The following is a 21,635-nucleotide window of genomic DNA, read 5'->3' on the forward strand; positions in this document are numbered from 1 at the left end:
AATGCTTATCATCAACGGAAATGGCAAGTGGCTATTGCTGTGGGCCTACCACGGGCTGGTTAGTGCGCAAAACTCATGTGGGAGCGGGCTTGCTCGCGAATGCGCAGTGTCAGTCAATGGATCGGGCGACTGATTCACCGAGTTCGCGAGCAAGCCCGCTCCCACACAAGCCCGCTCACACAGAGCGCTTCGTGCCTGCTTACTCGGCGTTGCAGAGCGCCAGGCAGTTATCCAGCATCCGGTTGGAGAAACCCCACTCGTTGTCGTACCAGGCCAGCACTTTGAGCAATTTACCGCTGACCTTGGTGTGATTGGCATCGAAGATCGACGACAGCGGGTTATGGTTGAAGTCACTGGAAACCAGCGGCAGGGAGTTGTAGCCGAGGATTTTCGAGTGCTGGCTGGCTTCTTTGAGCAGCGCGTTGACTTGCTCGGCGGTGGCTTCTTTCTTCAGCTCCACGGTGAGGTCGACCAGCGACACGTTGATCACCGGTACCCGCACCGCCATACCGGTCAGCTTGCCCGCCAGTTCCGGCAGCACCAGGCCCACCGCTTCAGCAGCGCCGGTCTTGCTTGGGATCATGTTCTGGGTGGCCGAGCGCGCGCGGTACGGGTCGGTGTGGTAGACGTCGGTCAGGTTCTGGTCGTTGGTGTAGGCGTGAATGGTGGTCATCAAGCCGTTTTCGATGCCCAGCTCGCGGTGCAGCACCTGGGCCACAGGCGCCAGGCAGTTGGTGGTGCAGGAAGCGTTGGAGATGATCTGGTGCGATTGGCGCAAGATGTCATGGTTCACCCCGTACACCACCGTGGCGTCTGCGCCTTTGGCGGGGGCCGAGATGATTACCTTGCGCGCGCCGGCGGTAATATGAGCGGCGGCCTTGTCACGGTCGGTGAACAGACCGGTGCATTCGAACACCACGTCGATCTTGTGCGCCGCCCACGGCAACTCGGCGGGGTTGCGAATGGCACTGACGGCAATCCGGTCACCATTGACGGTCAGGCTTTCCTGATCGTGGGCAACCTCTGCTTCGAAAGTACCGTGTACGGTGTCGTATTTGAGCAGGTGGGCATTGATCGAACTGTCGCCCAAATCATTGATGGCGACGATCTGCAAATCCTGGCGGTAGCCTTGGGTATACAGTGCGCGCAGGACATTGCGGCCGATACGGCCAAAACCATTGATTGCGATACGAAGAGTCATTGGAAAGTGCCTGTCGTCGATTTGTTGTAAGAATTACAAGATTATTCGCATAAAAATAGAAAACAAGCCTTTTTAGTGGCAATATTTTGTTCAATCTACAACGAGTGACCTGAATCAACTGGTCCGATGATACAAACGACACCCTGCCATCCCATGAGCTGCGGGCGTTTGATCAGCATAGACACTCAGGTCGCCACATCCGTTAGCCTGGAGTTCTACACATGCATCCCCGCGTTATTGAGGTCACCGAACGGCTTATCGCCCGCAGTCGTGCAACCCGCGAGGCTTACCTTGCGCTCATTCGCGGCGCCGCCAGCGACGGCCCGATGCGCGGTAAGCTGCAATGCGCCAACTTCGCCCACGGCGTGGCGGGCTGCGGCACTGAAGATAAAAATAGCCTGCGCATGATGAACGCCGCCAACGTGGCAATTGTTTCCTCATATAACGACATGCTCTCGGCGCACCAGCCGTACGAACATTTCCCTGAACAGATCAAAAAAGCCCTGCGCGAAGTCGGGTCGGTCGGCCAGTTCGCCGGCGGCACGCCTGCCATGTGCGACGGCGTAACCCAGGGCGAACCCGGCATGGAGCTGAGCCTGCTCAGCCGTGAAGTCATTGCCATGTCCACAGCGGTAGCGCTGTCGCACAACATGTTCGACGCCGCGCTGATGCTGGGCATCTGCGACAAGATCGTCCCCGGTCTGATGATGGGTGCGCTGCGCTACGGCCACCTGCCGATGATCTTTGTGCCGGGCGGCCCGATGCCCTCGGGCATCTCCAACAAGCAGAAGGCCGACGTGCGCCAGCGCTACGCCGAAGGCAAGGCCACCCGCGAAGAGCTGCTGGAATCGGAGATGAAGTCCTACCACAGCCCCGGCACCTGCACCTTCTACGGCACCGCCAACACCAACCAGTTGCTGATGGAAGTGATGGGCCTGCACTTGCCGGGCGCTTCGTTCGTCAACCCGTACACGCCGCTGCGTGATGCACTGACCCGCGAAGCCGCGCACCAGGTCACGCGCCTGACCAAAGCCAGTGGCGACTTCACGCCGATCGGCGAGATCGTCGACGAAAAATCCATCGTCAACTCCATCGTCGCGCTCAACGCCACCGGCGGTTCCACCAACCACACCCTGCACATGCCGGCCATCGCTATGTCGGCGGGCATCATCCTCACCTGGCAGGACATGGCCGACCTCTCCGAGGTGGTGCCGACCCTGTCCCACGTGTATCCAAACGGCAAGGCCGACATCAACCACTTCCAGGCGGCGGGCGGCATGTCGTTCCTGATCCGCGAACTGCTCGAAGCCGGCCTGCTCCACGAAGACGTCAACACCGTGGCCGGCAAGGGCCTGAGCCGCTACACCCAGGAGCCGTTCCTGGTCGACGGCGAGCTGATCTGGCGCGACGGCCCGATCGAGAGCCTCGACGAAACCATCCTGCGCCCCGTGGCCCGTGCGTTCTCGCCCGAAGGCGGCTTGCGCGTGATGGAAGGCAACCTCGGCCGTGGCGTGATGAAAGTCTCTGCCGTTGCCCCGGAGCACCAGATCGTCGAAGCGCCGGCCGTGGTGTTCCAGGATCAACAGGACCTGGCCGACGCCTTCAAGGCCGGTGAGTTGGAAAAAGACTTTGTCGCGGTGATGCGCTTCCAGGGCCCGCGGTCCAACGGCATGCCGGAATTGCACAAAATGACGCCGTTCCTGGGTGTATTGCAGGACCGTGGCTTCAAGGTGGCGTTGGTGACAGACGGGCGTATGTCCGGCGCGTCGGGTAAGATCCCTGCCGCGATTCACGTCAACCCCGAAGCCCAAAGCGGCGGGCCACTGGCGCGGGTCAAAGATGGCGATATCATTCGCGTGGATGGCGTGAAAGGCACCTTGGAGCTTAAGGTGGACGCCGAAGAATTCGCAGCGCGCACGCCTGCCACGGGCCTGTTGGGCAACAACGTGGGGGCGGGGCGTGAGCTGTTTGCATTTATGCGCTTGGCCGCAAGCTCCGCAGAGCAGGGCGCCAGCGCCTTTACCTCTGCCTTGGAGACGCTTAAGTGAAGCTTGCGCTGGTCGGTGACATCGGTGGTACCAACGCCCGTTTTGCGTTGTGGCGGGATCAGGAGCTGCACTCGATCCGCGTGCATGCCACCGCGGACCACCACAGCCCTGAGGAGGCCATCAAGGTCTACCTCAAGGAAGAAGGCCTGGAAATCGGGGACATCGGCGCGGTATGCCTGTCGGTCGCCGGGCCAGTGAGTGGCGATGAATTTAAATTCACCAACAATCACTGGCGCCTGAGCAAAACTGCATTCTGTAAGACCTTGCAGGTGGATGAGCTGCTGTTGGTCAATGACTTCACGGCCATGGCCCTGGGCATGACTCGCCTCAAGCCCGACGAATTTCGCGTGGTCTGCGAAGGCACGCCGGAACCGCTGCGCCCGGCGGTGGTGATCGGGCCGGGTACCGGCCTTGGCGTCGGCACCTTGCTGGACCTGGGCGAAGGCCGATATGCGGCGCTGCCGGGGGAGGGCGGCCACGTCGACCTGCCGCTGAGCAGCCCGCGTGAAACCCAGCTGTGGCAGCACATCTACACCGAGATCGGGCACGTCAGTGCCGAAACCGCCTTGAGCGGCAGCGGCCTGCCACGGGTGTACCGCGCGATTTGCGCGGTCGACGGGCACACGCCGGTGCTGGACACGCCCGAAGCCATTACGGCAGCCGGCCTGGCAGGAGACCCGGTGGCGATCGAAGTGTTGAACCAGTTCAGCATCTGGCTGGGCCGCGTGGCCGGCAACAACGTGCTGACCACCGGGGGACGCGGTGGCGTGTATATCGTGGGCGGGGTCATTCCACGCTTTGCCGACTTCTTTATCAACAGCGGTTTTGCCAAGAGCTTCAGCGACAAAGGCTGCATGGGCGATTATTTCAAAGGCATTCCGGTGTGGTTGGTGACCGCGCCGTATTCCGGGTTGACCGGGGCGGGTGTGGCACTTGAGCAGGCTTTTGCGTAGGCAGTGATGGCCTCTTCGCGAGCAAGCCCGCTCCCACATTCAACCGCATTCATCCAGTTGGAATGAGTTTAAATGTGGGAGCGGGCTTGCTCGCGAAGGGGGCCTTGAAAGCAACACATGACTCAGGTTTGGCCATAACAACAAGGAGGACCCCGTGAGCGCAATCAGTAAATCGATTCTCCTCGTCGACGACGACCAGGAAATCCGCGAATTGCTGCAGACCTACCTCAGCCGCGCCGGCTTCCAGGTGCGTGGCGTGCCGGATGGTGCAGGGTTTCGCCAGGCGATGAACGAGGCGCCGTGCGATCTGGTCATCCTCGATGTGATGCTGCCCGACGAAGACGGTTTCAGCCTTTGCCGCTGGATTCGCCAGCACCCGCGCCAGGCGCAGGTGCCGATCATCATGCTCACTGCCAGTTCCGATGAAACCGACCGCGTGATCGGTCTGGAGCTGGGCGCCGACGACTACATCGGCAAGCCTTTCAGTCCGCGCGAGCTGCAAGCGCGAATTAAAGCCTTGCTGCGCCGCGCCCAGTTCGGCCAGGAACGCAGCAGCGGCGGCGATGTGTGGGTGTTTGATGAATGGCGACTGGACATGATCAGCCATCGCCTGTTTCACGTGGACGGCGAAGAGGTGATTCTTTCCGGCGCCGACTTTGCCCTGCTCAAACTGTTTCTCGATCACCCGCAACAAATTCTCGACCGCGACACCATCGGCAACGCCACCCGTGGCCGCGACCTGATGCCGCTGGACCGTATCGTCGACATGGCCGTGAGCCGCTTGCGCCAACGCCTGCGCGATACCGAAAAACCCCCACGGCTGATCCGCACCGTGCGCGGCAGCGGTTATCAACTGGCAGCCAGCGTGGTTGCCGGCAATGCCCACTGAGCATTTAAGCGAACGCCGCCGCCGTTTCCCGGTGCCGCGCTCGCTGCTGGGGCGGATGTTGCTGCTGACCTTGCTCGCAGTGCTGTTCGCCCAGGCGCTGTCCAGCGTGATCTGGGTCTCGCAATTGCGCGCCACTCAACTTGAAGGCCTGGTCACCAGCGCCCGCAGCCTGGCGCACTCGATGACGGCCAGCGTGAGTTATTTCCGCTCGTTGCCGGTGGCCTATCGCCCGTTAGTGCTTGATCAACTGCGCAGCATGGGGGGCACCCGCTTTGTGGTGACGCTCAACGATCGCCCGCTGGATATGCAGATATTGCCGCAGACCCCGCGCAAGCAGGCGGTGTTGCAAGCGGTGGACGAAGTGCTGCGCCAGACCCTGGGCAGCGACGTGCATATTTCGGTGGAATTCGTCAGCGCCGAGGACCTGCGTATTTTCAACGCTGGCCTGAAGCTCGATGAACTGCCCCGGTCCTGGGCGCATTACGCGTTGACCCTGGAGCCGGTGAATCCGCCGGTGCTGGTCACGCAGATCCAGCTGGCGCCGGGCGAATGGCTGTACATCGCTTCGTTGTTGCCCGAGCCCTACACCAGCCTTGAAGAACAGGGCCTGCCGTCGCAGCAGGTGTGGTTTATCGTGCTGACCAGCGGTTTTCTATTGTTGTTTATCGGCCTGTTGGTGCACTGGCAAAGCCGACCGCTCAAGCGTCTGGCGCGGGCAGCGCGAGACATGTCCCTGGGGGCTGACGTGGAGCCGGTGGCCGAAGGCGGCGGCAGCGAAGTGGTGGAAGTGGGCCGTGCGTTCAACGCCATGCGCGAACGCATCAGCCGTTACCTGACCGAGCGCAGCCAATTGTTCAGCGCGATTTCCCACGATTTGCGCACGCCGATCACCCGCTTGCGCCTACGCGTGGAGCTGCTCGAAGACGAAAACCTGCAAGCCAAGTTCGGTCGCGACCTGGATGAATTGGAGTTGCTGGTGAAGGGCGCGCTGCAATGCGTGAAGGACACTGACATCCACGAAAACATCGAGCCGGTCGACCTCAATCACGTACTCGATTGCCTGGTAGAACCGTACCTGGCGCCCAACGGCAATGGCCGCATCACCCAGGATGGCCGCGCCCTGGCACCGTATGCAGGCAAGCCGCTGGCGCTCAAGCGCTGCATCGGTAACCTGATCGACAACGCGTTGAAGTACGGGCAGAACGCGCATTTGCACATCGAAGACGATGGCGCGGAATTTATCCTGCACGTTGATGACGAGGGGCCAGGCGTGCCGGAGCAGCGGCTGGAGCAAGTGTTTGAACCGCATTTTCGGTTGGCCGGGCAGCAGCAGGGCTATGGATTGGGGTTGGGCATCGCGCGCAACATTGCCCATAGCCATGGCGGTGAAGTGAGTTTGCAGAACCTGCGCGAGGGTGGTTTGCGAGTCACCTTACAGCTCCCGCGAACCCTGGACTAAAGCACACAGAGGATCAAATGTGGGAGCGGGCTTGCTCGCGAATGCAGAGTGTCAGTCACCGAAAATTTTGACTGATCCACCGCTTTCGCGAGCAAGCCCGCTCCCACATTTTGACGCCTTTGGGTCAGATGCTCTGGCGCAACCGGGCCAAATCTCTCAGCGGTGGCGCCCCAAATAGCCGGCTGTACTCGCGGCTGAACTGCGAGGGGCTTTCATACCCCACCCGATACCCCGCCGCCGAAGCTTCCAGCCCTTCGGCAATCATCAAACGCCGCGCTTCCTGCAGGCGCAACTGCTTCTGGTATTGCAGCGGGCTCATCGCGGTGATCGCCTTGAAGCGGTGGTGCAACGTCGAGACGCTGAGGTTCACTTCACGGGCCAGGTCATCAATACGCAGCGGCTGTTCGTAGTTGCCGTTCAGCCACTTGATGGCCTGGCTCACACGATGGCTCTGACTGTTGGCCACGGCGATTTCATACAGCCTGTAACCCTGCGGCCCACGCAGCAAACGGTAAAGAATTTCGCGGTTGATCAATGGCGCCAGCATCGCGATGTCTTTGGGCGTATCCAGCAGGCGCGCCAGGCGCAGCACGGCGTCGAGCAATTGGGTGTCGATGCGGTCGACGTACATGCCGCGCGAAGTCGGACGCGACGGCACGCCCATTGGCCCGGCCTCGGCGATCAGCGCCGTGAGTTGCGCCGGGTCGATATTGATGCGCACCGACAGGTTGGGATCTTCCGGCGTGGCATCGATGATCCGTCCGGCCACCGGCATTGCCACGGAGAACACCAGATAGTTGAGCGGGTCGTAGGCGAAGATTTCGTCAGCCAGGCGTACTTCCTTGCTGCCGCTGGCGAGGATGCACAGCGCAGGTTCCACCAGCACCGGCATGAAGTCGCGCGGCGTGTTGTGGCGGTTGAGGTACAACGAGGTGATCGCCGTGCCGTAGGAGCCATCTTCCCAGGTATGCCGGTGCACGATGCTGGCGAGTTCGGCGCGCTGTTTTTCCGTCTCGGCATCGAGGGGAGTGGACTTATGTTCCGACGACGACATGACGTGTCCTCTACAAGCTTTTTGATGGGATCAGCTTAGTGGCGGTCTTTGAGAAAGTGTTACGTCGATCCTGCACAATCCTTGCCTGATCCTGCGATAAGTCGCGAATCAGGCAAGTGCAGTGCCTGTCATCTGCCTGAAACACTGAACATGGCCATGGAATAAACGCGTGGGGCCAAACGTCTTATCTACGCTTCTGGCAGGATTGTGCAATAAGCCGGCAGGAATTGACTAACCGCGCCCGCACCCGCGCCGTTATCTTTGATCCTGTGGCAGCACGCCCTCACAGTGCTTGCCGAGCATCACTTCTCAACGGGAGAGTCGAACATGTCCACCCCCATTCCCGCGAGCCATATGGCCTTTATCCGTGCCCGTAACGGGTGCAGCACCGAACTCGGTGCACGCTTGAGCAGTTTGATCGAGCCGGGCCGTCAGGCTCAGGGTTGCCTGCAATTCTCGTTGCAGCATTCCCAAGTGGATCCCGATGTGTGGCTGATCTGCGGCTTCTGGAGCAGCGAGCAGGCGATGAGCGCCTACTTCAATTCGCCCGCCTTGATGATCTTTACCGAGCTGTTGAACGACATGATGGTGCGCAGCATGGACTTCCAGACCTTTACCGATGCATCCGCTGCGCATGCCTACGGCGAGTACCTGCAACTGGCCGGTTGAGAAGGTTAGAATGGCCGACTTTCCCATTGGCCAGGACCTGCAACATGGCACGTAAAGAGTTTGCCCACCACGAAGCCGTTTCCGCCTTGGTGCGTGAAGAAGAGGGTGGCTACAGCGCTGCCATTGCCGTCAAGGCACTGGATGGCATGGGCGCCCCCAGGTTTCACAAGATCCTTGAAGGACACACGTTCAAGACCGCTGACGACGCCGACGATGCGGCTGCCGCGCAATTGCAGCGGTTGGTCGACGTGGACGAAGAAGGGCAATTGACCTGGTCACCTGCGGCTGACTAAGCAACCCCACCGATGCAAAGGTGGGAGCGGGCTTGCTCGCGAATGCACCGTGTCAGTCACTGAAACATTGACTGATCCCCCGCCTTCGCGAGCAAGCCTGCTCCCACTTTTTTTTGCCTTTCACTCAGCGCTGAGTGGCGCCTGGGCGATACATCTTGAACAACGCCTGCGGCTCTATCTGGAAGTAATCCGCCGGGCCACCACCGCGCAAGATCGGCTCGGCGGCGGCCGTGTCGTAGATCCCATCCTTGAGCAGCCACTTGGCAATGTGCACCGCGACCACCTCGCCAAGCACCAGCCAGCTCGGCACCAACTCTTTGTCGGCGCGCTGCAGCTGAATAATCTGCGTCACCTTGCATTCGAACGACACCGGGCTTTCGCCCACGCGCGGCACGCCGACGATTTTCGAGGCGACCGGCGTCAGGCCGGACAGCTCGAACTCGTTGACCTCTGGCGATACCGCCGCGCAACTCTGGTTCATCTGTTCGGCCAACGGGCGAGTGGCCAGGTTCCACACGAATTCGCCGGTCTGTTCGATGTTGTTCAGGCTGTCTTTGCGCCCGACGCTGGAAAACCCAATGATCGGCGGAATGTAATTGAACGCATTGAAGAAGCTGTAGGGCGCGAGATTCAGGCGGCCCTCGCGGTCGTGGGAAGAAATCCAGCCAATCGGCCGTGGCCCGACGATGGCATTGAACGGGTCATGAGGCAGGCCGTGGCCATTGGCGGGTTCGTAGAAATGGATATCGTCAGACATGGACCGGGGTTCCTGCTGCGGGGGGCTGTGAGGTAGCCATAGTGCAATCCATGACGGCGAATTTCCATTGGCCGGATGGAATTTTCATTGATTGCCCACCTATTTTTCACAGCGTCCCGTTCAGTCTGCGCGCCAGGTCGACACTCCCCATGAATCGGCCCCCTGCATGACTGAGCTTCGGAGCCTTGCGCACAATGAACAAACTTCCTCAGATAACCCTGGCGTTCTGGGTCATGAAAATCTGCGCAACCACCCTGGGCGAAACCGCCGGGGATTTGTTGTCGATGACCCTGAATGTCGGCTACGCCATCAGTTCGATGATCTTGATCAGCGTATTTCTCGTCACCCTGATGACGCAGCTCTGGTCCAAAACCTACAACCCGGTGTTGTACTGGATCGTGATTCTGTCCACGAGTACCGCCGGCACCACGATGTCGGATTTCATGGACCGCACCATGGGCCTCGGGTACGCCACCGGCTCGATGATCCTGATCGTGATCCTGATGATCATCTTCGCGTTGTGGCACCTCAGTGGTGATTCGCTGAACGTGAACAAGGTCCAGACCTTTCGAGGCGAGCTGTTTTACTGGATGGCGATCCTGTTCTCCAACACCTTGGGCACCGCGTTGGGCGACTTTCTGGCGGACGACTCCGGGTTGGGTTTTGCCGGTGGCGCCTTGCTGATCGGCTCGGCCATTGCGGTGGTGGTAGCACTCAAATACTTCACCCAGATTTCTTCGGTGCTGTTGTTCTGGGTGGCGTTTGTGCTGACTCGGCCATTTGGCGCGACCCTGGGCGACTTCCTCACCAAGCCCCATGAAAAGGGCGGGCTGGATTTCGGCACCATGGGTTCATCGGCGGTGTTGGCGGCGGTGCTGGTGGTGATGATTGCCGGGGCGTCGTATGCGCAGCGCCGGTATGGGCGCCGGCAGCCCGTAGAGCTGACCTGACGCTGTTTATGAAACGCTGAAGAACAACATGTGGGAGCGGGCTTGCTCGCGAATGCGCCGTGTCAGTCGATGTTGCTCTGACTGATCACCGCGTTCGCGAGCAAGCCCGCTCCCACACTGTTCAGTCCGTGGTAATGCGCGAATGTTTGCGGGTGTCTTTCATGGTCACGTAGACCACCAGCGACACTGCAATACAGGCCGTCACATACCAGTAGTAACCGGTTTCCATGCCAATGCTCTTGAACCACAGCGCGATGTATTCAGCCGTACCGCCGAAGATCGACACGGTCAGCGCATACGGCAGGCCCACGCCCAAGGCACGAATTTCCGTAGGGAAAAGCTCGGCCTTCACCACCGCGTTGATCGAGGTATAGCCGCTGACGATGATCAGTGCCGCCATGATCAGGAAAAACGCGCCCCACCAGGTCTGGATGGTGTGCAGGGTGGTGAGGATCGGCACGGTAAACAAGGTGCCGAGGATGCCGAAGGCGATCAGGATCGGCCGGCGGCCAACCTTGTCCGACAGCCCGCCGACAATGGGTTGCAGGCACATGAACAGAAACAGCGTGGCCGCCGAAATGGTAGTGGAGTCGGAAATGCTCATGCCCACCGTGTTCACCAGGTATTTCTGCATGTAGGTGGTGTAGGTGTAGAACGCCAGGGTGCCGCCCATGGTCAGGCCGACCACGGTCATCAGTTCCTTGGGGTGGCGCATCAAGGTGCGCATGGCGCTTTCCTTGGCCTTTGCCTTTTTGGTGAACGATTCGGTTTCTTCCATGCCACGACGCAGGTACAGCGCGACCACTGCGCACAGGGCGCCGATGGCGAACGGGATGCGCCAGCCCCAGTCGTACAGTTGTTCGGTGGTGAGCACCTGTTGCAGCACAATCAATACTGCCAGCGCGATGAGTTGGCCGGAGATCAGCGTCACGTATTGGAAGCTGGAGAAGAAGCCGCGACGTTCCTTGGTCGCCATTTCACTCAAGTAAGTGGCCGAGGTACCGTACTCGCCACCCACCGACAGACCTTGCAGCAGGCGGGCGAACACCAGCAGGATCGGTGCGCCGACGCCGATGGTTTCATAACCCGGGCTCAGGGCGATGATCAGTGAGCCGAAGCACATCAACAGCACCGAAGCCATCAAGGCCGCTTTGCGACCGGCACGGTCGGCGTACAGCCCCATCAGCCAGCCACCGATCGGGCGCATCAGAAAGCCCACGGCGAAGATCGCGGCGGTGTTCAGCAATTGGGCGGTAGTGTCGCCTTTCGGAAAGAAGGCTTTGGCGAAGTACAGCGAGAAGGCGGCGTAGACGTACCAGTCGTACCACTCGACCATGTTGCCGACCGAGCCGCTGAAAATCGATTTGATCCGGCTGGAAGTACTGCGTTCTTTTGCCGGCGCAGCCGCCGACCCCAGAGGCAGGGAGTTGGAGTTATCCATTGAAGGATCCTTCATCTAGTTGTTTTTATGGAGCCGCACGAGCGCAGCCTGTTCGGGCTATAGCAGGAGCTGTGCCAGTTAGATCAAGGCCCGGTTTAGAAGGGTTTCAGAATGTTTTTGAGCGGAAAATTGCTGATGATTTGAGGGTGATGAGCGGAAATCCGCTTATGGCTGCTGGCCTCTTCGCGGCAAGCCAGCGCCCACCGTTCGATGTGTGAACACATTCAAATGTGGGCGCTGGCTTGCCTGCGATGGCGTCTTTGCAAACACCACAGAAAATGGCCTACAGAAACATCTCCCGCACCAACCCATGGCGCTGCATCTTTTCATTGAAGGTGCGACGCGGCAGCTGCAGCTCCGCCAGTACTGCCTTGATATCGCCCTTGTGCCGCACCAGCGCCGCTTTCAGGCAATGCGCTTCGAAGGCTTCCTGTTGCGCCGCCAGGGATTGCCCGGCCTCGATACCTTCCGGCTCCGGTTCACCCAGGCCCAGCACTTGGCGCTCGGCGACGTTGGCCAGTTCACGCACATTACCCGGCCAATCATGGCTGAGCAGCCGCCCCAGTTGCGCGCCGCTCAAGGGTTCGGCGCTGCGGCCCAGGCGCTCGGCGGCGCTGTGGGCAAAGTGGTCGAACAGTAGCGGAATGTCTTCACGACGCTCGCGCAGAGGTGGCAGGCGCAGCTGTGCGACGTTCAGTCGGTAGGCTAAATCTTCGCGAAAACGCCCTGCGCGTGCCTCTTCCAGCAGGTCCGGCTTGGTGGCGGCAATGATGCGCAAATCCACGTGAATGCTTTGGTTGGAACCCAATCGCTCAAGCTTTTGTTCCTGCAATACGCGCAGCAACTTCACCTGTTGGGCCAGCGGCATGCTTTCGATTTCATCCAGGAACAGCGTGCCGCCATGGGCATATTCCAGCTTGCCGATACGCTTGCCTTGGGCGCCGGTGAACGCGCCACTTTCGTGACCGAACAATTCGGCCTCAAACAGCTGCTCGGGGATGGCGGCGCAGTTGAGCGCTACAAACGGCTTTTTTGCACGCGGGCCAAAATCGTGCAAGCAGCGCGCGACCAGCTCTTTACCGCTGCCGGTCTCGCCACGGATCAACACATTGACCGGCAGGTTCGCCAGGTCGAGCACCTGGCGTCGCAGGTTCTGCAAGCCTCGGGACACGCCCAGCAGGCTCGATTCGAGCTGCGCGCGGTGATCGGCCTGTTGATGCAGACGTCGGTTCTCCAGGATCAGTCCGCGTTTGTCCAGGGCGCGGCGCAGGCTGTTGAGCAAGGCGTCGGGGCTGAAGGGTTTTTCCAGAAAGTCATAGGCGCCGTCGCGCATCGCTTCCACTGCCATCGGCACATCGCCGTGGCCGGTGAGCAGAATCACCGGCAAATCGGCATCCCGGCGTTGCACTTCGGCCAGCAGTTCCAGGCCGCTGAGCCCGGGCATGCGCACATCGCTCAGGATCACCCCGGCAAAGTCCCTGGGCAGGTGCGCCAGGCATTCCTCGGCGCGGCTGAACAACTGCACATCAAACCCCGACAGGCTCAACCATTGTTCGACGGCCGTGCGAATGCTGGCTTCGTCATCGACCACAATCACGGCGTTCAACATAGGTCGGGCGTCTCCAGCGCAATCGGTAAGGTCAAAGTGAAAACCGCGCCGTCGCCACGGTTGCCGGCGAGCAGGCGCCCGCCCAGTTCATGCACGATAGCGTAGGACACCGCCAGCCCGAGGCCGAGGCCGTCTCCTACGGGTTTGGTGGTAAAGAACGGGTCGAACACGCTGTTCAAGTGTTCTTCTGCAATGCCGCCGCCGCTGTCGCTGACGGTCAGTCGCCACAACTGCTGGTCGGCGTGCAGGCGGATCTCCAGGCGTTTGCGTGGCGTGTCGGCCATCGCATCCAAGGCGTTGCGCAGCAGGTTGATCAACACCTGTTCCAGGCGGATGGCATCACCGCGCACCCACGCGGGGCGGGTCAGGTCCAGCACCACGCCGATGGCTTCGTCGCGCAGGCGCGCGTCGAGCAAGTGCAGGGATTGGTCGACGACGGTGGCCAGGTCGAGCTTTTCGCGCAAGCCGCTGGGGCTTTTGCGCGCGAAGGTCTTGAGGTGGCCGGTGAGTGCGGCCATGCGCGTGAGCATGTCGTCCAGCGGTGTGAGCGCCTGATAGGCATCGTCCACGCGGCCGTGGTCCAGCAGCAGGCGCAGGGTCGCCAACTGCATGCGTTGGGCGGTCAGCGGCTGGTTGATTTCATGGGCGAGTGCGGCGGACATCTGGCCCAGTGCCGCCAGTTTGGCCGATTGCACCAAGCCATCCTGGGCCGTGCGCAGCGCCTGGGTGCGCTCCTCCACAAGCTGTTCCAACTCTTCGCGGCTGCGCTGGCGCAGGCGTGCCAGGCGCCAGCGCTGGGTCAGGAACAGCACCAGAAACACCAGCGCCAGCCACGAACCTGCAGCGGCGAGGCCGGCGTTGCGCTGATCCTCAAAGGCGAACTGCGGTTTGCGCAGCAGGTGCAGGGTCCAGCCTTCGGCCTTCAGTGGCAGGGATTCCCAGATGTAGTTGGCATTGCCTTCAGGGCCGCTGACGCGCATCAAATGGCTGTTTTCATCGAAGCGCTGCAGCGTCTGGGTTTGCAGCGGCTGCAATTGCTTTTTATCGTATTGGCGCGTGGCCTTGAGTTCGGCAAGGTCACTGGCTGACAGCGGCCGCAGGTTGCGGTAACGCCAGCCCGGCTGGTTGGCGATAAACACGATGCCGCGCGCGTCGCTGACCAGCAGCAGGTCATTGCCCTGGGCCCACTCACGTTCAAGTTCGGGGAATTCGAGCTTCACGACCATGGCGCCGAGAAACTGCTCATGTTCATCGACCACCGCGCTGGAGAGGAAGTAACCCGGAATGCCGGTGGTGACTCCGACCGCATAAAAACGCCCGGTGCCTTGGCTCAAGGTCTGGCTGAAGTAGGGGCGAAACGCGTAGTTGTGGCCGACATAACTGCTCGGCAAGTTCCAGTTACTGGCGGCCACGGCCAGGCCGTTGCGATCCATCAGTTCCAGGGTTGAGGACTGTGCTGCGCCGTTGATGCGCTCCAGTTTGCGGTTGAGCAGGTCCTGGGTGGTGGTGTCGAGTGGGCCTTTCAAGGCGCTGATCATTTCCGAATCCAGCGCCAGTACGGCGGGCAGGGCGCGGTAGCGTTCGATCAGGGTGTGCAGGGAATTGCCATAGAGCGTGAGCTGTTGATGGGCGCGGGCGGCGTCATCCACCAAGGCTTGGCGTTCGGCATGGCGAGTGGCCAAGGCAGCGGCCAGCACCGCACCGGCGATGATCAACAGGGAATAGAAGGTCAGGCGCAGGGGGCGTGGGATCGCGATCATACGGTGATGAACAGGCACGGTAAGGGGTGAGCACCATAGCATGGGCTGCTTGGATCTTGTGGCATGCAGGCTTGTGTGGGAGCTGGCTTGCCTGCGATGGCATCACCTCGGGGTCACTGAAAAACCGATGTGCCTGCATCGCAGGCAAGCCAGCTCCCACATGATCGTGTTTGTCATTGCAACATTGCCAGTCATAAAAAAGGCGACTGGGCCATGGGGCCGCAGTCGCCTTTATCCTTGCGAGGGAAGCGCTTACTGCACTTCTACCGCCAGGCTTTCACTGATCTTTTTCTGCCAGATGGCAGGACCGGTGATGTGGACGGATTCACCCTTGCTGTCCACCGCAACGGTGACCGGCATGTCCTTCACGTCGAACTCGTAGATCGCTTCCATACCCAGCTCGGCGAACGCGACTACGCGCGACTTCTTGATGGCTTGCGCCACCAGGTACGCCGCACCGCCCACAGCCATCAAGTACACGGCTTTGTGGTCCTTGATCGCTTCGATGGCGGTTGGGCCGCGCTCGGATTTGCCGATCATGCCCAGCAGGCCGGTCTGCTCGAGGATCTGACGGGTGAACTTGTCCATCCGCGTGGCGGTGGTCGGGCCAGCCGGGCCAACCACTTCTTCGCGCACCGGATCAACCGGGCCGACGTAGTAGATGAAGCGACCCTTGAGGTCTACCGGCAGGGTTTCGCCCTTGTTCAGCATCTCGACCATGCGCTTGTGCGCCGCGTCGCGACCAGTGAGCATCTTGCCGTTGAGCAATACGGTTTCGCCCGGTTTCCAGCTTTGCACTTCTTCCGGGGTCAGCGTGTCGAGGTTGACACGGCGGGCCGATGGGCCGGCTTCCCAGACGATTTCCGGGTAGGCGTCCAGCGATGGCGCTTCCAGCGACGCCGGGCCCGAACCGTCGAGCACGAAGTGCGCGTGACGGGTGGCAGCGCAGTTGGGGATCATGCACACCGGCAGCGAGGCGGCGTGGGTCGGGTAGTCCATGATTTTCACGTCGAGCACGGTGGTCAGGCCACCCAGGCCCTGGGCGCCGATGCCCAGTTGGTTGACCTTCTCGAACAGCTCCAGGCGCATCTCTTCGATACGGTTCTGCGGGCCGCGCTTTTTCAGCTCGTGGATGTCGATGGACTCCATCAACACTTCCTTGGCCATGACCGCAGCTTTCTCGGCGGTGCCGCCGATGCCGATGCCCAGCATGCCCGGTGGGCACCAGCCGGCGCCCATGGTCGGAACGGTCTTGAGCACCCAGTCGACGATCGAGTCGGACGGGTTGAGCATGGCCATTTTCGACTTGTTCTCGGAGCCACCGCCTTTGGCGGCCACGTCCACTTCCACGGTGTTACCCGGGACGATGGAGTAGTGGATCACGGCCGGGGTGTTGTCCTTGGTGTTTTTACGCGCACCTGCCGGGTCGGCGAGGATCGAGGCACGCAGGACGTTTTCCGGCAGGTTGTAGGCGCGACGCACGCCCTCGTTGATCATGTCGTCCAGGCCCATGGTGGCGCCATCCCAACGTACGTCCATGCCCACGCGCACGAACACGGTAACAATACCGGTGTCCTGGCAGATCGGGCGATGGCCGGTGGCGCACATGCGCGAGTTGATCAGGATCTGCGCGATGGAGTCACGGGCTGCCGGCGATTCTTCGCGCAGGTAGGCTTCGTGCATCGCCTGGATGAAGTCAACGGGGTGGTAGTAGGAAATGAATTGCAGGGCGTCGGCAACGCTCTGAATCAGGTCGTCTTGCTTGATCACGGTCATGAGTCGCGCTCCTCTATAAGACGGGAACATTCAATAAAGGTGGCTCAGTTGGGTGCATCGGTCGGCTGAGTCCACCTTTCCAAGGCACGCCGTAGGTGCAGGCGCGACGCTAAAAAGGCGCGGCAGTATAACCCGGCGCGGTGGCCGATACACCCGACTATGGTCAAACTCTGTCGGGCATGATTCCCTGTACGCAGCCCTTCTGATTGAGACCTTATATGCCTGAACTGCACGTCGGCGAACGCCACTGGTCGGTAGCCACCGGCAGCAACTTGCTGGATGCCCTGAATCTGGCGGGGGTGGCCGTGCCTTACAGTTGCCGGGCGGGCAGTTGCCATGCGTGCCTGGTGCGTTGCCAGGGTGAGGTCGAGGACAAACAACCCGACGCCTTGAGCCCGGCACAACGTCAGGACGGGTGGCGCCTGGCGTGCCAATGCCAGGTTGTCGGGGACGTGCAAGTTGAAACGTTCGACCCGCTGCGTGACGGTTTACCCGCCCGGGTGGTGGGCGTCGACTGGTTGAATGCGAGTGTGCTGCGCCTGCGCTTGCAACCGGAACGTGGCCTGCGTTATCGCGCCGGGCAGCATCTGGTGGTGTGGGCCGGACAGGTGGCGCGGCCCTATTCCCTGGCGAGCTTGCCCCAGGAAGATCCGTTCCTGGAGTTTCACCTCGATTGCCGTCAGCCCGGTGAATTCATAAGCATCGCCCGCCAGTTGCAACTGGGAGACGACCTGCGCCTGGGCGAGTTGAGAGGCGGGGCGCTGCAATACGACCCTGACTGGCATTCGCGGCCGCTATGGCTGCTGGCCGCCGGCACGGGGCTTGGCCCGTTATGGGGCGTGCTGCGCGAGGCGTTGCGCCAGGATCATCAGGGCGCCATCCGTGTGATTCACCTGGCTCATGATGCCGACGCGCATTACCTGGCCGAGCCCCTGGCGCAGTTGGCTTTGCAGCACCCAAACGTCACCGTGGAGCTGTGGACTGCGGCTGAGTTGACCCAGGCATTGGCGCAACTGCGGCTTGTTTCGCGGCAAACTCTGGCCTTACTCTGCGGGCATCCTGTCAGCGTCGAGGCGTTTTCCAAGCGCTTGTTCCTGGCCGGTCTGCCGCGCAATCAACTGCTGGCCGATGTGTTTGTGCCCCGTGGTTGAGCGCTGACTTCTACAGCCGCGAGATCCACCATGACCGACGCCATCCTGCTGCAACGCGAACGCGGGCTGCTGACCTTGCAGCTCAACCGGCCGGACAAGAAAAACGCCCTGACCCGCGCCATGTACACGCAATTGGCCCACGCGTTGGAGCAGGCCGATGCGGACCCTGACATCCGTGCCGTGCTGATTCAGGGCAGCCGTGAGTGCTTTACCGCCGGTAATGACATCGGCGATTTCCTCGAACAGCCGCCCAGCGACCTCGACAGCCCGCCGTTTCACTTTATGAAAAGCCTGCTCAATTGCCGCAAACCAGTGATTGCCGCTGTGGCCGGCGCGGCGGTGGGCATTGGTACGACTCTGTTGCTGCATTGCGACCTTGTGTATATCAGCCGCGATGCGCGCTTGCGCATGCCGTTCGTCAACCTTGGGTTGTGTCCGGAGTTTGGCTCAAGCCTGATCCTGCCGCGATTGCTCGGGCATGCCAAGGCGGCTGAGCTGTTGCTGCTGGGCGAGGGATTCACCGGTGAGCAGGCGGCAGCGTGGGGCATTGCCACGCAGGCGTTGAGCAGCGGTGAAGCGGCGCTGGCCAAGGCGCGGGAAGTGGCTGAACGCTTTGAGACGCTGGCGCCGGGTGCGGTGCAGGTCAGCAAACACTTGATGAAAAGTGTGGATCGCGAGCAGTTGCGTCACGTGATCGAAGAGGAGGGGGCGTTGTTTACGCAGCGGTTGAAATCGCCGGAGGCGATTGCGGCGTTGTCGGCTTTTGTCACCAGGCGGTGAATTAGCGTTAAGTGGTCGGACGTCTTCGCGAGCAAGCCCGCTCCCACATTCGAGCGTGTTTCTTCAGGGTGTATGCGGTCAGATGTAGGAGCGGGCTTGCTCGCGAAGAGGCCAGTGACGCCAACACCACTACCAGCCTGAAATGCAAAAAGCCCCGCCATTCACATGGCGGGGCTTTTGTTTTTCAGCCTGTCACTCAGACCATTGGATCGCCAACGTGCAGGATCTTCATGCCGTTGGTGCCACCGATGGTGTGGTAGCTGTCGCCCTTGGTCAGGATGACCCAGTCGCCTTTCTCCACAACGCCGCGCTTGATCAGCTCGTCGATGGCAGCCTGGCTGACTTCATGCGGCGGCAACGAGGCCGGGTCGAACGGCACGGTGTACACGCCACGGAACATGGCCGCGCGGGCCTGGGTTTCGCGGTGCGGGGAGAACGCGTAGATCGGCACCGAGGAACGGATGCGCGACATGATCAACGGCGTGTAGCCACTTTCGGTCAAGGCGATGATCGCTTTAACGCCCGGGAAGTGGTTGGCGGTGTACATGGCTGCCAGCGCGATGCTCTGGTCGCAGCTTTCGAACACTTTGCCGATGCGGTGGCTGGAGGTCTTGCTGGTCGGGTGCTTTTCGGCACCGACGCAGATCCGCGCCATGGCCTGTACGGCTTCCAGCGGGTACGGGCCGGCAGCACTTTCAGCTGAGAGCATCACGGCGTCGGTGTAGTCGAGCACGGCGTTGGCTACGTCGGACACTTCGGCGCGGGTTGGCATCGGGTTCTGGATCATCGACTCCATCATCTGGGTCGCCACGATCACCGCTTTGTTATGGCGGCGTGCGTGCAGGATGATCTTTTTCTGGATACCGATCAGCTCGGCGTCACCGATTTCCACGCCCAGGTCGCCACGCGCAACCATCACAGCGTCGGAAGCCTTGATCAGGCCGTCGAGGGTTTCGTCATCGGCAACGGCTTCGGCGCGTTCGATCTTCGCTACCAGCCAGGCAGTACCGCCGGCTTCGTCGCGCAGTTTACGTGCGTATTCCATGTCGGCAGCGTCGCGCGGGAAGGACACGGCGAGGTAGTCCACTTCCATTTCGGCGGCGAGCTTGATGTCGGCCTTGTCTTTTTCAGTCAGCGCCGGCGCCGTCAGGCCACCGCCGCGACGGTTGATGCCTTTATGGTCGGACAGCGGGCCACCGATGATCACGGTGCAGTGCAGTTCGGTCGGGGTCGCGGTGTCGACGCGCATGACCACGCGGCCATCGTCCAGCAGCAGCTCGTCACCGACGCCGCAGTCCTTGACCAGATCCGGGTAGTCGATACCCACGACTTGCTGGTTGCCTTCGGTCAGCGGATGGCTGGTGGAGAAGGTGAACTTGTCACCGATCTTCAGCTCGATACGCTTGTTGGCGAATTTGGCGATACGAATTTTCGGGCCTTGCAGGTCACCCAGCAGCGCCACGAAGCGGCCGTGCTTGGCGGCCAGGTCACGCACCAGCTTGGCGCGAGCCTTGTGCTCGTCCGGGGTGCCGTGGGAGAAGTTCAGACGGGCAACGTCCAAACCAGCCAGAATCAGCTGTTCGAGGACTTCCGGCGAGTTACTGGCCGGGCCAAGGGTGGCGACGATTTTGGTACGACGGACGGACATGCACAGACTCCTGAGTTCAAGCGCTGGAGAAGGCTACTATGCTCTTTCGTTGTAGTCATTGTTCGTTTGCACTACTTATCGACGATTGGCTTGTTTTTGCAGCGGTTGAATAGACGAACATCCTTGAAGATTTTCGACGAGGGGTCGATACACTGCTCAAGACAGGAGAACCCCCATGCGAATTTTGCTCGTTGCTGCCCTGGCCGTCAGTGTTGTCGGCTGTACCCGCTGGTCGATGGACCACCATTTGAACAACGCTTACCGTGCCTATGGGGTGGGTGATTGCGAGCGCGTCACGCTGGAATTGTCCCAGGTTGACCGCGAGAGCCGCACCCGTCGCTACGTGCAACCGGAGGTCTCGATGTTGCGCGGCCAATGCCTGGAGCGACAGAAATTGTTCGTGGATGCAGTCCAGACCTATCAATTCATCATCAGCCAGTACCCGACAAGTGAATACGCCTACCGTGCGCGAGCCAGGCTCGACACGCTGCAGCAGTTGGGGCATTACCCCGGCGCCAGTGCTGCACAGACGCGGCCGGCGTCTTTGTAATGATATTTGTCATTCTATAGCTGGCCCGTCGCCAGTCTTGAGCTATCCTTTGGGTGTTCGTTTGTACAAGTTTCTATTCGAACGAATGCGAGGCCCGGATTCGGCAGTTGTTTAGTGACCATAGCGACGTCTGTTGGCACACCGAGATCCAGGGAGAGCGAGCCATTGGCTCGTTCCGAATTACTGGACCGGCCAGGGCATGGCCATTGGATGGCGATCTCACATGTTTACCCACCGACGGATCGAGCGGCACCAATTACATTGCTTCCTGCAGGTATTCAACCGAGTTACCGATAAACCTATCGGTTTTCTGGGCAACGTTTCTGAAAGTGGGCTGATGTTGATCAGCCAGTTGCCCATGATGGTCGATGTGGATTTCGAGTTGCGTCTGAAAATTCCTGGCCCGACCGGCGAGTGCCAGGCAATCGACCTGACCGCGACCTGCCTGTGGAGCCATGAAGACATCAACCCGCAGCATTACGACTCGGGGTTCAGTGTGATTGAAGCGGGCGAAGAGTACAGCCAGTTGATCAGCGCCTTGTTGAATTACTTCAGCTTCGATCCGCTTCAGGCATCCGCTTAGGCATTGAACGTGTTGACCCGGGTTGGGAGGGTTAGCCCGGCCTTGGCAACGTGTCTGTGTCAGC

19 protein-coding genes are annotated in these 21,635 nt (G+C 60.8%); 11 read left to right on the forward strand and 8 right to left on the reverse strand.

Features of this window, described 5'->3' with window-relative positions; translation table 11 throughout:
• Positions 1-199: 199 nt before the first annotated feature.
• Complete coding sequence (gene gap / locus AACW30_RS26640) at positions 200-1,201, reverse strand: type I glyceraldehyde-3-phosphate dehydrogenase (protein ID WP_106578345.1); 1,002 nt, start codon at positions 1,199-1,201, stop codon at positions 200-202.
• 221 nt (positions 1,202-1,422) lie between these two features.
• Here gap and edd point away from each other — a divergent pair, with 221 nt between their 5' ends.
• The 4 genes from edd (at position 1,423) to AACW30_RS26660 (ending at position 6,550) form a co-directional block, all read left to right on the forward strand.
• Positions 1,423-3,249, forward strand: a complete 1,827-nt coding sequence (gene edd / locus AACW30_RS26645) for a phosphogluconate dehydratase (protein ID WP_106578346.1) — start codon at positions 1,423-1,425, stop codon at positions 3,247-3,249.
• Entirely contained in the window at positions 3,246-4,202 is a 957-nt protein-coding gene (locus AACW30_RS26650; RefSeq protein ID WP_200623847.1) for a glucokinase, read from the forward strand. Before edd ends, AACW30_RS26650 begins: the two co-directional genes overlap by 4 nt.
• Before the next feature lie 154 nt (positions 4,203-4,356).
• A complete protein-coding gene (locus AACW30_RS26655) occupies positions 4,357-5,091 on the forward strand; it encodes a response regulator (protein ID WP_106578348.1) in 735 nt (244 codons plus the stop codon).
• Positions 5,092-5,122: 31 nt separating this feature from the next.
• Entirely contained in the window at positions 5,123-6,550 is a 1,428-nt protein-coding gene (locus AACW30_RS26660) for an ATP-binding protein (RefSeq protein WP_442793492.1), read from the forward strand.
• Positions 6,551-6,674: 124 nt separating this feature from the next.
• On the opposite strand, the gene AACW30_RS26665 is transcribed toward AACW30_RS26660, so the two are convergent.
• Positions 6,675-7,604, reverse strand: a complete 930-nt coding sequence (locus tag AACW30_RS26665; RefSeq protein WP_119736919.1) for an AraC family transcriptional regulator — start codon at positions 7,602-7,604, stop codon at positions 6,675-6,677.
• Between the two features lie 327 nt (positions 7,605-7,931).
• Here AACW30_RS26665 and AACW30_RS26670 point away from each other — a divergent pair, with 327 nt between their 5' ends.
• Together AACW30_RS26670 and AACW30_RS26675 are read left to right on the forward strand one after the other, a co-directional pair.
• The gene (locus AACW30_RS26670; RefSeq protein WP_200623849.1) at positions 7,932-8,273 is read left to right on the forward strand and encodes an antibiotic biosynthesis monooxygenase family protein; all 342 of its coding nucleotides are present in this window, start codon (positions 7,932-7,934) and stop codon (positions 8,271-8,273) included.
• Positions 8,274-8,317: 44 nt separating this feature from the next.
• Complete coding sequence (locus AACW30_RS26675) at positions 8,318-8,566, forward strand: hypothetical protein (protein ID WP_106578353.1); 249 nt, start codon at positions 8,318-8,320, stop codon at positions 8,564-8,566.
• Between the two features lie 124 nt (positions 8,567-8,690).
• Here the strand turns inward: AACW30_RS26675 and AACW30_RS26680 are convergent, their stop codons facing one another.
• A complete protein-coding gene (locus AACW30_RS26680) occupies positions 8,691-9,323 on the reverse strand; it encodes a flavin reductase family protein (RefSeq protein ID WP_119736923.1) in 633 nt (210 codons plus the stop codon).
• A gap of 194 nt (positions 9,324-9,517) precedes the next feature.
• Here AACW30_RS26680 and AACW30_RS26685 point away from each other — a divergent pair, with 194 nt between their 5' ends.
• Positions 9,518-10,273, forward strand: coding sequence for a COG4705 family protein (locus AACW30_RS26685; RefSeq protein ID WP_200623850.1), 756 nt, complete (start codon positions 9,518-9,520; stop codon positions 10,271-10,273).
• Positions 10,274-10,394: 121 nt separating this feature from the next.
• Here AACW30_RS26685 and AACW30_RS26690 read toward each other — a convergent pair whose 3' ends face one another.
• From AACW30_RS26690 to AACW30_RS26705, 4 genes are all read right to left on the reverse strand, one after another.
• Complete coding sequence (locus AACW30_RS26690) at positions 10,395-11,714, reverse strand: MFS transporter (protein WP_106578356.1); 1,320 nt, start codon at positions 11,712-11,714, stop codon at positions 10,395-10,397.
• A gap of 283 nt (positions 11,715-11,997) precedes the next feature.
• On the reverse strand, positions 11,998-13,323 hold the full coding sequence (locus AACW30_RS26695) for a sigma-54-dependent transcriptional regulator (protein WP_106578357.1): 1,326 nt from the start codon (positions 13,321-13,323) through the stop codon (positions 11,998-12,000).
• Positions 13,317-15,083, reverse strand: coding sequence for an ATP-binding protein (locus tag AACW30_RS26700; protein ID WP_200623851.1), 1,767 nt, complete (start codon positions 15,081-15,083; stop codon positions 13,317-13,319). Before AACW30_RS26700 ends, AACW30_RS26695 begins: the two co-directional genes overlap by 7 nt.
• Before the next feature lie 252 nt (positions 15,084-15,335).
• On the reverse strand, positions 15,336-16,859 hold the full coding sequence (locus AACW30_RS26705; protein ID WP_005790979.1) for a fumarate hydratase: 1,524 nt from the start codon (positions 16,857-16,859) through the stop codon (positions 15,336-15,338).
• A gap of 218 nt (positions 16,860-17,077) precedes the next feature.
• Here AACW30_RS26705 and AACW30_RS26710 point away from each other — a divergent pair, with 218 nt between their 5' ends.
• Together AACW30_RS26710 and AACW30_RS26715 are read left to right on the forward strand one after the other, a co-directional pair.
• A complete protein-coding gene (locus tag AACW30_RS26710) occupies positions 17,078-18,010 on the forward strand; it encodes an iron-sulfur-binding ferredoxin reductase (protein ID WP_119736937.1) in 933 nt (310 codons plus the stop codon).
• Positions 18,011-18,040: 30 nt separating this feature from the next.
• Positions 18,041-18,790 carry an enoyl-CoA hydratase-related protein gene (locus AACW30_RS26715; RefSeq protein WP_106578360.1) on the forward strand — a complete coding sequence of 250 codons (750 nt, stop codon included), beginning with the start codon at positions 18,041-18,043 and terminating at the stop codon, positions 18,788-18,790.
• Between the two features lie 196 nt (positions 18,791-18,986).
• Here the strand turns inward: AACW30_RS26715 and pyk are convergent, their stop codons facing one another.
• Positions 18,987-20,438, reverse strand: a complete 1,452-nt coding sequence (gene pyk, locus AACW30_RS26720; protein ID WP_106578361.1) for a pyruvate kinase — start codon at positions 20,436-20,438, stop codon at positions 18,987-18,989.
• Positions 20,439-20,613: 175 nt separating this feature from the next.
• On the opposite strand from pyk, the gene AACW30_RS26725 reads away from it, so the two are divergent.
• Both AACW30_RS26725 and AACW30_RS26730 read left to right on the forward strand, forming a co-directional pair.
• Positions 20,614-20,988, forward strand: coding sequence for a tetratricopeptide repeat protein (locus tag AACW30_RS26725; protein ID WP_106578362.1), 375 nt, complete (start codon positions 20,614-20,616; stop codon positions 20,986-20,988).
• A gap of 223 nt (positions 20,989-21,211) precedes the next feature.
• Positions 21,212-21,571: a PilZ domain-containing protein gene (locus tag AACW30_RS26730; RefSeq protein WP_106578363.1), complete on the forward strand. Its 360-nt coding sequence runs from the start codon at positions 21,212-21,214 to the stop codon at positions 21,569-21,571.
• The last annotated feature ends 64 nt before the right edge of the window (positions 21,572-21,635 follow it).

Source organism: Pseudomonas sp. MF6747, assembly GCF_963890955.1.
Taxonomy (GTDB): domain Bacteria; phylum Pseudomonadota; class Gammaproteobacteria; order Pseudomonadales; family Pseudomonadaceae; genus Aquipseudomonas.

What these genes read in the sequence shown, in the direction of transcription:
- gap (WP_106578345.1), bottom strand. Translation starts at nt 1,201, where the DNA reads ATGACTCTTCGTATCGCAATCAATGGTTTTGGCCGTATCGGCCGCAAT.
- edd (WP_106578346.1), top strand. Translation starts at nt 1,423, where the DNA reads ATGCATCCCCGCGTTATTGAGGTCACCGAACGGCTTATCGCCCGCAGT.
- AACW30_RS26665 (WP_119736919.1), bottom strand. Translation starts at nt 7,604, where the DNA reads ATGTCGTCGTCGGAACATAAGTCCACTCCCCTCGATGCCGAGACGGAA.
- AACW30_RS26670 (WP_200623849.1), top strand. Translation starts at nt 7,932, where the DNA reads ATGTCCACCCCCATTCCCGCGAGCCATATGGCCTTTATCCGTGCCCGT.
- AACW30_RS26675 (WP_106578353.1), top strand. Translation starts at nt 8,318, where the DNA reads ATGGCACGTAAAGAGTTTGCCCACCACGAAGCCGTTTCCGCCTTGGTG.
- AACW30_RS26680 (WP_119736923.1), bottom strand. Translation starts at nt 9,323, where the DNA reads ATGTCTGACGATATCCATTTCTACGAACCCGCCAATGGCCACGGCCTG.
- AACW30_RS26685 (WP_200623850.1), top strand. Translation starts at nt 9,518, where the DNA reads ATGAACAAACTTCCTCAGATAACCCTGGCGTTCTGGGTCATGAAAATC.
- AACW30_RS26690 (WP_106578356.1), bottom strand. Translation starts at nt 11,714, where the DNA reads ATGGATAACTCCAACTCCCTGCCTCTGGGGTCGGCGGCTGCGCCGGCA.
- AACW30_RS26695 (WP_106578357.1), bottom strand. Translation starts at nt 13,323, where the DNA reads ATGTTGAACGCCGTGATTGTGGTCGATGACGAAGCCAGCATTCGCACG.
- AACW30_RS26700 (WP_200623851.1), bottom strand. Translation starts at nt 15,083, where the DNA reads ATGATCGCGATCCCACGCCCCCTGCGCCTGACCTTCTATTCCCTGTTG.
- AACW30_RS26705 (WP_005790979.1), bottom strand. Translation starts at nt 16,859, where the DNA reads ATGACCGTGATCAAGCAAGACGACCTGATTCAGAGCGTTGCCGACGCC.
- AACW30_RS26710 (WP_119736937.1), top strand. Translation starts at nt 17,078, where the DNA reads ATGCCTGAACTGCACGTCGGCGAACGCCACTGGTCGGTAGCCACCGGC.
- AACW30_RS26715 (WP_106578360.1), top strand. Translation starts at nt 18,041, where the DNA reads ATGACCGACGCCATCCTGCTGCAACGCGAACGCGGGCTGCTGACCTTG.
- pyk (WP_106578361.1), bottom strand. Translation starts at nt 20,438, where the DNA reads ATGTCCGTCCGTCGTACCAAAATCGTCGCCACCCTTGGCCCGGCCAGT.
- AACW30_RS26725 (WP_106578362.1), top strand. Translation starts at nt 20,614, where the DNA reads ATGCGAATTTTGCTCGTTGCTGCCCTGGCCGTCAGTGTTGTCGGCTGT.
- AACW30_RS26730 (WP_106578363.1), top strand. Translation starts at nt 21,212, where the DNA reads ATGTTTACCCACCGACGGATCGAGCGGCACCAATTACATTGCTTCCTG.